This window comes from Pseudomonas sp. 20P_3.2_Bac5 (assembly GCF_025466035.1).
Taxonomy (GTDB): domain Bacteria; phylum Pseudomonadota; class Gammaproteobacteria; order Pseudomonadales; family Pseudomonadaceae; genus Aquipseudomonas.
Genome location: NZ_JANLOA010000051.1, coordinates 84407 through 93365, shown reverse-complemented (window position 1 = coordinate 93365; position 8959 = coordinate 84407). Strand labels below are relative to the sequence as shown.

The 8959-nt window shown below is 65.6% G+C and carries 7 protein-coding genes; 3 read left to right on the top strand and 4 right to left on the bottom strand.

Annotated features, from left to right (window positions below):
* From NTD88_RS09105 to NTD88_RS09095, 3 genes are all read left to right on the top strand, one after another.
* The coding region (locus tag NTD88_RS09105; protein ID WP_262191725.1) for an ABC transporter permease at positions 1-872 on the top strand (872 nt) is incomplete at its 5' end.
* Positions 872-1669 carry an ABC transporter permease gene (locus NTD88_RS09100; protein ID WP_410017269.1) on the top strand — a complete coding sequence of 266 codons (798 nt, stop codon included), beginning with the start codon at positions 872-874 and terminating at the stop codon, positions 1667-1669. The genes NTD88_RS09105 and NTD88_RS09100, both read left to right, overlap by 1 nt.
* A gap of 292 nt (positions 1670-1961) precedes the next feature.
* Positions 1962-3179: an OprD family porin gene (locus NTD88_RS09095; RefSeq protein WP_262129443.1), complete on the top strand. Its 1218-nt coding sequence runs from the start codon at positions 1962-1964 to the stop codon at positions 3177-3179.
* 384 nt (positions 3180-3563) lie between these two features.
* Here the strand turns inward: NTD88_RS09095 and NTD88_RS09090 are convergent, their stop codons facing one another.
* The 4 genes from NTD88_RS09090 to NTD88_RS09075 all read right to left on the bottom strand — a co-directional run bounded on the left by NTD88_RS09090 (position 3564) and on the right by NTD88_RS09075 (position 8929).
* Entirely contained in the window at positions 3564-4364 is an 801-nt protein-coding gene (locus NTD88_RS09090) for an IclR family transcriptional regulator (RefSeq protein WP_262155111.1), read from the bottom strand.
* A gap of 74 nt (positions 4365-4438) precedes the next feature.
* The gene (locus tag NTD88_RS09085; RefSeq protein WP_262155110.1) at positions 4439-5779 is read right to left on the bottom strand and encodes an MFS transporter; all 1341 of its coding nucleotides are present in this window, start codon (positions 5777-5779) and stop codon (positions 4439-4441) included.
* A gap of 46 nt (positions 5780-5825) precedes the next feature.
* Complete coding sequence (locus tag NTD88_RS09080; RefSeq protein WP_262155109.1) at positions 5826-7412, bottom strand: GMC family oxidoreductase; 1587 nt, start codon at positions 7410-7412, stop codon at positions 5826-5828.
* Between the two features lie 86 nt (positions 7413-7498).
* On the bottom strand, positions 7499-8929 hold the full coding sequence (locus tag NTD88_RS09075; protein ID WP_262155108.1) for an NAD-dependent succinate-semialdehyde dehydrogenase: 1431 nt from the start codon (positions 8927-8929) through the stop codon (positions 7499-7501).
* Between the last annotated feature and the right edge of the window lie 30 nt (positions 8930-8959).

Below are 8959 nucleotides of genomic sequence, written 5' to 3'. Positions count from 1 at the left end.
ACGCCAAGCGCGAAGCCGGGCGACTGGACGGCAGCGCCGCGTCGCTCCAGGCCCTGGACCCGCGCTGGCTGGAAAACAGCACCTGGCAGACCTTCAAGCGCGCCGCCGGGCCGGCCGGCACCTACCACCTGCTGTCGGCGATGGACGTCAAGTACGACTACCGCGAAGGCGTGGTGGCCAAGGACGAAGCGGGCCTGTACCGCTCGATCCTCGGCCGCACCTTTGGTATCGCCGCGTTGACCACGCTGTTCTGCGTGCTGCTGGCCTTTCCGCTGTGCGCCTTCCTCGACCGGCGCACGCCGCGCACCCGCAACGTGTTGCTGCTGATGATCCTGCTGCCGTTCTGGACCTCGATCCTGGTGCGCACCACCGCCTGGATGGTGCTGCTGCAGGACGAGGGCATCGTCAACGCGCTGCTGCTGCGCCTCGGCCTGATCGACAGCCCGGTGCACCTGCTCTACAACCGCTTCGGGGTGATCCTGGCGCTGGTCCATGTGATGTTGCCGTTCATGGTGTTCCCGTTGCTGGCGGCCATGGCCGGCTGCAACCGGCTGCTGGTCCAGGCCGCCTATTCGATGGGCGCGCGGCCGTTGCGGGTGTTCTTCCAGGTTTACCTGCCGCAAGTGTTGCCGGGGTTGGCGGCGGGGGCGCTGATGGTGTTCATCGTCACCCTCGGCTTCTACATCACGCCCGCGTTGCTGGGCGGCCCGGCCGACCAGATGATCAGCTTCTACATCGCCCAGTTCACCACCGGCACCCTCAACTGGGGCCTGGCCTCGGCCCTGGGCCTGGTGCTGCTGGTAGCGACCACCCTGCTCTACCTGATCCAGGCCTGGCTGGCCCGCCGCGGCAGCGAAGGAGTGAACCGATGATTCGCAATCCCAATAGCGGGCCGCTGGCCTGGTTCGGCAACCTTGGCCTGTCACTGGGCGGCTGGCTGGTGCTGGCGTTCCTGCTGCTGCCGATCCTGGTGGTGCTGCCGCTGTCGTTCAGCGACAGCCGCTACATGTCGCTGCCCCTCGGGCAGTTCACCCTGCACTGGTACGAGGAATTCTTCGCCTCGCCGCAATGGCTCGGCGCGCTGTTCAACAGCTTCGCCATCGCCCTGACCAGCACCGTGCTCGCGGTGGTCCTCGGCGGGCTGGCGGCGCTCGGGCTACGCCACCCGGCGATGCCCGGCAAACGGCTGATCGAAGTGCTGCTGATCGCGCCGATGATCGTGCCCGCGGTCATCGTCGGGGTGGGCATGTACTTCGTGTTCTCCAGCGCCGGCATCACCCGCACCTTCGCCGGGCTGGTGCTGGCCCATACCACCCTGGCGGTGCCGTTCGTGGTGGTCAACGTCGGCTCGGCGCTGGGCGGCCTCAACCAGCGCCTGCTGTGGGCGGCGGCGAGCATGGGCGCGACGCCGTGGATGACCTTGCGCAAGGTGACCTTGCCGCTGATCTCGCCGGGGCTGATCTCCGGCGGGCTGTTCGCCTTCGCCACGTCCCTCGACGAGGTGGTGGTCACCCTGTTCCTCTCCGGCCCCGACCAGCGCACCCTGCCGCGGGAGATGTTCACCACGGCGCGGGAAGCCCTGAGCCCGGTGCTGCTGTCGGCGGCGACGATCATGGTGGTGTTCGCCTCATTGCTGTTGCTGCTGTCCCGCTCCTTCACCCGCCGCTGATCGCCACAACCACAGCTTCGACCACGGCCCCGGCCACATGACCCGCACTGCGGGCCCTGTGGCCGGGGCCTTCGCGTGCCTGCGATTCATGACGCGAAGAAAAGCCGAAACCATCGCCCAAGCGGCTTGACAGCACGCTGGCAGGATCAATAGCATCAGCCATCCAGAGAAACAGTGTTTCTATCAAAAGAACAAATAGGCGTTTCTCCGGATACCCATGGTCACGCCCTGGAAGCCACGTCCTCTTCCCGCAACAGGGCTGTGACTCGCGCACCTGCATGGAAAAACAATAATGAAAATCAAAAACCTGCTTGCACTGGCTTGTGCTGTTCCCCTGACCGCCCAGGCCGACACCGGCGGCTTTGTCGAAGACGCGCACCTGTCAATAAAAGCGCGCAACTTTTATATGAACCGCAACTTCCTCGATGACCGCACGGCGCAGAACTACTCCGAAGAATGGGCACAAGGTTTCATCGCCACATTCGAGTCGGGCTTCACCCAGGGCACGGTCGGCTTCGGTGTCGATGCCATCGGCCTGCTCGGCATCAAGCTCGACACCGGCAACGGTCGCAAGGGCGGCGGCACCTTGCTGCTGGAAGAAGACAGCGACGGCGCCAAGGACAGCTATTCGAAAGGCGGCGCGGCGCTCAAGGCCAGGCTGTCGAAAACCGAGCTGAAGTTCGGCGAACAGTTGGTCAACCTGCCGGTGCTGGCCACCACCGACAACCGCCTGCTGCCCGAGACCACCCAAGGCTGGTTGCTGACCAGCAAGGAGCTGGACGGCCTGACCATGCATGCCGGCCATTTCACCGCCATGCGCAGCCGCGACCAGAGCGAGCACGATAGCGGTCGGCTGTCGTCGCTGGACCTGATCGGCGCGGACTACCAGCTCAACCGCAACCTCAACCTGCGGGCCTACCACTCGGATGTCGATGACTACTGGCGCAAGTACTACGTCGGCGCCACCGCCGTAATGCCGCTGTCCGACGGCTACGCCTTCAAGCTCGACTTCAACGGCTACGACACCCGCAGCCAGGGCCAGGCCCGCGCCGGCGAACTGGACAACCGCATCTGGAGCCTCGCGGCCTCGCTGACGGCCGGCCCGCACGGTTTCCTGATCGCCCACCAGCGGGTCAGCGGCCAGGGCAACTACACCTACGGCGTGGACGGCAACAGCACCGTGTTCCTGGCCAACTCGGTGCAGTATTCGGACTTCAACTACGAGAACGAACGTTCGTGGCAGGCGCGGTATGACTTCAACTTCGCGGCGCTGGGCGTGCCCGGCCTGACCTTCATGACCCGCTACCTGCGCGGCACCGATTTCCACACCGCCCAGACCGACAACGGTCGGGCGTGGGAGCGGGACATCGATGTGAAATACGTGGTGCAGTCGGGCAGCGCGAAGGACTTGTCATTCCGCGTGCGGCAAGCGAGCTTCAGAAGCCCGGACCGCGGCGTGAATTTCAATGAGGTGCGGTTGATTACCGAGTATCCGTTGAGTCTTTTCTGAGGTTCTGAGGGCCTCATCGCTGCATGAGATCGAGCGCCGCCCGCGCGGCGCATCGCGAGCAAGCTCGCTCCTACATTGGTTGCAACGTACCTTTGCCTGTCAGGCCATGGTTGACCGCCTTGGTGGTTCGGCTTGATTTCGAGGCTGACGCCTCAGCCACCCCGCACTCTCCCGCCATGCAGCAAGGCTGGCAACGCCAATCCCATAGGCCATGGTGCGTTGCAACAAATGTAGGAGCGAGCTTGCTCGCGATGCGCCGCGCGGGCGGCGCTCGGTCTTGAGGGCGCTGAAAAACTGTCGGCTAGCACCTGGTCGCCATTACACAGTATCCAGACTGACACCTCATGGTCTTCATAGAACCAAGAGTTACCTCAACGCCCCCTGCTACAACCGCTGATACGTCCCCGCATGCAACCGCTCGCTGATCTCCGCCGCCGCCGATTGCAGCTCGCGCAGCATGGCCGCGGGCGGCGGTGACGGGATCGCCGCGCTCGGCCCGACGATGCCGATGGTCCCCACAATCTGATCGTTCTCACGGAAGATCGGGCAACACAACGCGTTGATCCCCAGGGTCACTTCGCCGTCCGCATCGTCGTACAGACGCTGGCGGATCAGCTCCAGGCGCTGTGCCAGTTGCTCGGGGTCGTGCAGGGTGTTGGGGGTCAGTTGCGGCATCTTGCGGCGCATCACCCGTTGCTGGCTGGCGGCATCGGCGAAGGCCAGCACCGTGCGGCCCTGGGCCGAGCAGTACGGCAACACGCGGTTGCCCGGCTTGACCGAGATGCACACGTTGGCCTTGGATTCGACGCACGACACCACCAGCGCGGTGTCATGGGTGGCGACCGCCAGCAAGGCCGTCTGGCCTGTGGCGTCGCGAATACGGGTGAGATAGGGATCGGCGATGGCGCGCAGGTCGAACTGTTCGCCGGCGGCTTCGCCGTAGGCCACCAGCCGTGCGCCGAGCATGTATTTCTCGGTGGCCGGGTCCTGTTCGAGGATGCCCAACTGGCGCATCGACGCCAGGTGGCGGTAGGTGCGCGGCTTGGCGGTTTGCAGTTGCTGGGCCAGCTCCGTCACCCCCAGCGGGCGACGGGCGGCGGTGAGTTCATCGAGGAGACGAAAGACCATCTCCACCGATTCCAGCAGCGCCGGGCCGCTGCTGGGCTTTTCGTCTTCCTGATCCAAGCGATCACCTCATGTCGAGCTGTTGAAAGCCCCGATTGTATCGCTCGACGAAACACTTGTATTGCTCCACGACATCAGGCGTTGGCAGTTTTCGCCATGATCTGCGGCTGCCGCGCGCTCGGCGGCTTGACCGAGAACATCGCCCAGGCACCCAGCACGGTCATCACCGCCAGCACATACAAGCCATATTCCAGGTGCCCGCTGCTCTGCTTGATCCAGCCCATCATGAACGGGCTGGCGTAACCGCCGAGGTTGCCCACGGTGGCGATCAGGGCAATACCCGCGGCGGCGGCCGTGCCGGTCAGCAATACGCCGGGCAGCGCCCAGAGCACGCAGAACCCGGCGAGCCCGCCGGACATCGCCAGGCTCAGGCCGGCCAGCGACAACACCGGTTGATCATGAAAGAACGCCGCCATTGCCAGGCCCAGCGCGGACGCCAGGTTGCACAGGGTGCCGTGCCAGCGCCGTTCGCGGGTGCGGTCCGAATGGCGGCTGACCACCAACATGCACACCGACGCCACGGCGAACGGAATCGCCGCGATCAGACCAGTCTGCGCCAGGCTTTTCACCCCCAACCCCTGGACGATCTGCGGCAACCAGAACGACACGCCGTAGGTGCCGCACAGCAAGGCGAAGTTCACATAGATCAGCAACCACAGGTCCTTGTTGACGAAAGCCGCGCGGAAGTTGTGCCCGGCCCCGGCCTGCTCCTGCGCCTCGCGTTGCGCCGCGAGCTGCTTGACCACTCGCGCGTTCTGCTCCGGCGTCAGCCAGTGCACCTTGCCGGGACGGTCATCCAGGTAGAAGAACACCACGACGCCGAGGATCACCGCCGGCATGCCCTCGATCAGGAACAGCCATTGCCAGCCGGCCATGCCATGGACGCCGGCGAAGGTCTGCATGATCCAGCCCGACAGCGGACTGCCGATCACCCCGGCCATGGCGATGCCGAGGTTGAACCAGGCCATGCCCTGGGAACGGGCATAGGACGGGAACCAGTACGTCATGTACAAGACCACGCCGGGGTAGAACCCGGCCTCGGCCATGCCCAGCAAAAAGCGCAACACGTAGAACTGGTTGGGCGTGGTGACGAACAGCATCGACACCGAAAGAATGCCCCACACCACCATGATCCGGGCGATCCAGAAACGCGCCCCGACCCGCTGCAGCATCATGTTGCTGGGGATCTCGCACAGGCAGTAGCCGATGAAGAACACCCCGGCGCCGAAGCCGAAGGCCATGTCGCTGAGGCCGATGTCCGCCGCCATCTGCAGCTTGGCGAAGCCGACGTTGACCCGGTCGAGAAACGCCACGATGTAAAGCACGAACAGGAACGGCAGCAGACGCCAGGCGATGCGGTTGTAGAGGGTGCTGTCCTGCTCGTTGTCGAAGGTACTACGGGCTATGAGATTCATCGCTGCACTCTTGTAATTGTTGTATTGGCGAAGATTCGGCGACCGGTCAGCCGGCGGCGAGGATGAAGTCGGCGCAGCGTTCACCGATCATGATGCTTGGCGCATTGGTATTGCCACTGACAATCGTCGGCATGATCGACGCGTCGGCCACCCGCAGGCCCTCCACACCGTGCACCTTCAGGTCCGGGCCGACCACGGCGCCGGCGTCCTGGCCCATGCGGCAGGTGCCGGCCGGGTGGAACACGGTCTTGGCCACGGTGCGCACATAGTCCTCGAACACCGAGTCCGGCACATCGTCGTGGTCGGGCAGCAGCAGCATTTTTTCGACCACGCTGGCCAGTGCCGGCGAACGCAGGATGCGCCGCGCGACTTTCACCCCGGCGACCATGGTGCGCATGTCCTCGGGGTCACTCAGGTAATTGGCATTGATCGCTACCTCCTGCATCGGGTCGGCACTCTTCAGGCGCAGCCGGCCGCGAGAGCGCGGGCGCAAGGCGCACGGGTTGATGGAAATACCGTGACCGCTGGGCGGCAGCCGGTCCATGTCGCCCACCAGCGCCGGCACCACATGGAACTGCACGTCCGGGCGGCCGCAGCCGGTGGCGTCGACGAAGGCGCCGCTCTCCACCACGTTGGAACTGAGCAGGCCGCGCCGCGTCGCCAGGTACTTGAGGCCATGGCCGATGGCCCGCAGGCCGCGGTCATGGCCCAACAGGCTGGCCGGCTCGCGGGTCTGGGCGTAGACCGAGGCACTGAGGTGGTCCTGGAAGTTCTCGCCGACGCCCGGCGCATCGACGCGGGTGCGGATGCCCAGCGACTGCAGGTGCTCGCCCGGACCAATCCCCGACAGCATCAGCAGCTTTGGCGAAGCGATGGCCCCGGCGCTGACGATCACTTCGGCGCGGGCCTTGAACTCCAGCGCGTCGCCCTGTTGCCCCTTGGCTCGCACACCCACCACCCGCTGCCCTTCGAACAGCAGTTCGGTGACATGGGTGTTGCTCAGCACCTTGAGCCGCGGGTCATGGCGCAGCGGGCGCAGGTACGACACCGCGGAACTGGCGCGGCGGCCCTCGGCGGTGGTGGTCTGGTAGAAGCCGGCGCCCTCTTGTTTCGCGCCGTTGAAATCGTCGGTGGCCGGCACGCCCGCCTCCACCGCCGCCTGCACGAAGGCCTCGCTCAGGGCATGGCGATGGCGCGGATCGCTGACTTTCAGCGGGCCGTCCTGGCCGTGCAACTGGCCGCCCAACCGGGCGTTGGCCTCGCAGCGGCGAAACACCGGCAGCACATCCGCCCAACCCCAGCCGGGGCAGCCGTTGGCCTGCCACTCGTCGTAGTCCTCGGCCTGGCCACGGATGTAGATCATCGCGTTGACCGAGCTGCCGCCGCCGAGGGTGCGGCCCTGGGGAATGTAGACACGGCGCTGGTTGACGAAAGGCTCGGGTTCGGTGCGGTACATCCAGGTGCGCTGAGTGCCATGCACGCGAATGAAAGTGCCGGGGATATGAATGTAGGGATGATTGTCGGCGGGACCGGCTTCCAGCAGCAGCACCTGCTTGCCGGCCGCCGCCAGCCGCGCGCTGAGGGCGCAACCGGCGGAACCTGCTCCGATGACGATGTAGTCGAATGTCTGCATTGTTCTTGTTCTCGACGCAGGGATCCCGTCGGAGCTGGCTTGCCAGCTCCCACAGGTCCCGCTAATTCAATGAATGAGGTGACCGGTCAGCCGATCTGGCTGACGAATTTGGTGGTGAAGTAGGCGTCCAGCCCTTCGCTACCACCTTCGCTGCCGTAGCCGCTGTCCTTCACCCCGCCGAACGGCGTTTCCGGCGCCGCCAGGCCGAAGTGGTTGATCGACACCATGCCCGACTCCAGTTCGTCGGCCAGCAACGTGGCGCGCTGGATCGAACGGGTGAAGGCAAAGGCCGCCAGGCCAAACGGCAGGCTGTTGGCTTTCTCGATCACCTCGTCGAGGCTGTCGAAGCGCACGATCGAGGCGATCGGGCCGAAGGGTTCTTCGCTCATCACCCGAGCGCTTTCCGGAACATCGGTGAGCACCGTGGCCGGATAGAAGAAGCCACCGCCCTCGACACCCGCGCCGCCCAGCGCCAGTTGCGCGCCGACCGCCAGGGCGTCGTCCACGTATTCCTGCACCGCCGCCACCCGACGCGGGTTGGCCAACGGGCCGAGCTGGCTGGCCGGGTCCTGGCCGTCGCCCATCTTCAGCCCGGCGCTGACGCGGCAGAAGGCTTCGACAAACTGCTCATACACCGCCGACTGCACATAGAAGCGGGTCGGCGAGGCGCAGATCTGCCCGCCATTGCGGAATTTCAAGCCGGCGCCCAAGGCCGCCACGGCGTCCACGTCGACGTCGTCACAGACAATAAAGGGTGCGTGCCCGCCCAGTTCCAGGGTGCAGCGCTTGAGGTACTGGCCGGCCAGCCCACCGAGGGCGCGCCCCACCGGCACGGAGCCGGTGAACGACACCTTGCGGATCACCTCGGAGCGGATCAGGTAATCGGACACTTCCGCTGGCACGCCGAACACCAGGTTCAACACCCCCGGCGGCACGCCGGCATCCTGGAAGGCGCGGCACAGTTCGATGCACGAGGACGGCGTTTCTTCCGGGCCCTTGGCGATGATCGAACAGCCCGCCGCCAGCGCGCCGGCGATCTTACGCACCAACTGGCTGACCGGGAAGTTCCACGGACTGAACGCCGCCACCGGGCCGATCGGCTCGCGCAGCACGGTTTGCCGAACACCACGGGCGCGCGGCGGAATCACCCGGCCATAAGCGCGGCGCCCTTCTTCGGCGTACCAGTCGATATGGTCGCCGGCACCGAAGGCTTCCATTTTCGCTTCCGCCAGCGGCTTGCCCTGCTCCAGGGTAATCAGCGCGGCGATCTCGTCCGAGCGCTCGCGTACCAGGTCCGCCGCCTTGCGCAGGACTTTCGAGCGCTCGTAGGCCGAGGTCTTGCGCCACACCTGAAAGCCCCGCTGGGCGGCGGCCAGGGCGCGGTCCAGATCGGCGGTCGAGGCCAGGCCGAGACGGGCGATCAGCTCGCCAGTGGCGGGGTTGTAGACATCCGCCTGGCGTTCGTGGGTGCCAGCCGACCACTGGCCGTCAATCAGAAGAGACTCGATTACTCGCATCTGTGGATTCCTTGAGGCTAATATTTCTTA

Bases quoted from the DNA above. Each gene is read 5' to 3' on its own strand.
- NTD88_RS09095 (WP_262129443.1), top strand. From the start codon at position 1,962: ATGAAAATCAAAAACCTGCTTGCACTGGCTTGTGCTGTTCCCCTGACC.
- NTD88_RS09080 (WP_262155109.1), bottom strand. From the start codon at position 7,412: ATGCAGACATTCGACTACATCGTCATCGGAGCAGGTTCCGCCGGTTGC.
- NTD88_RS09075 (WP_262155108.1), bottom strand. From the start codon at position 8,929: ATGCGAGTAATCGAGTCTCTTCTGATTGACGGCCAGTGGTCGGCTGGC.
- NTD88_RS09085 (WP_262155110.1), bottom strand. From the start codon at position 5,779: ATGAATCTCATAGCCCGTAGTACCTTCGACAACGAGCAGGACAGCACC.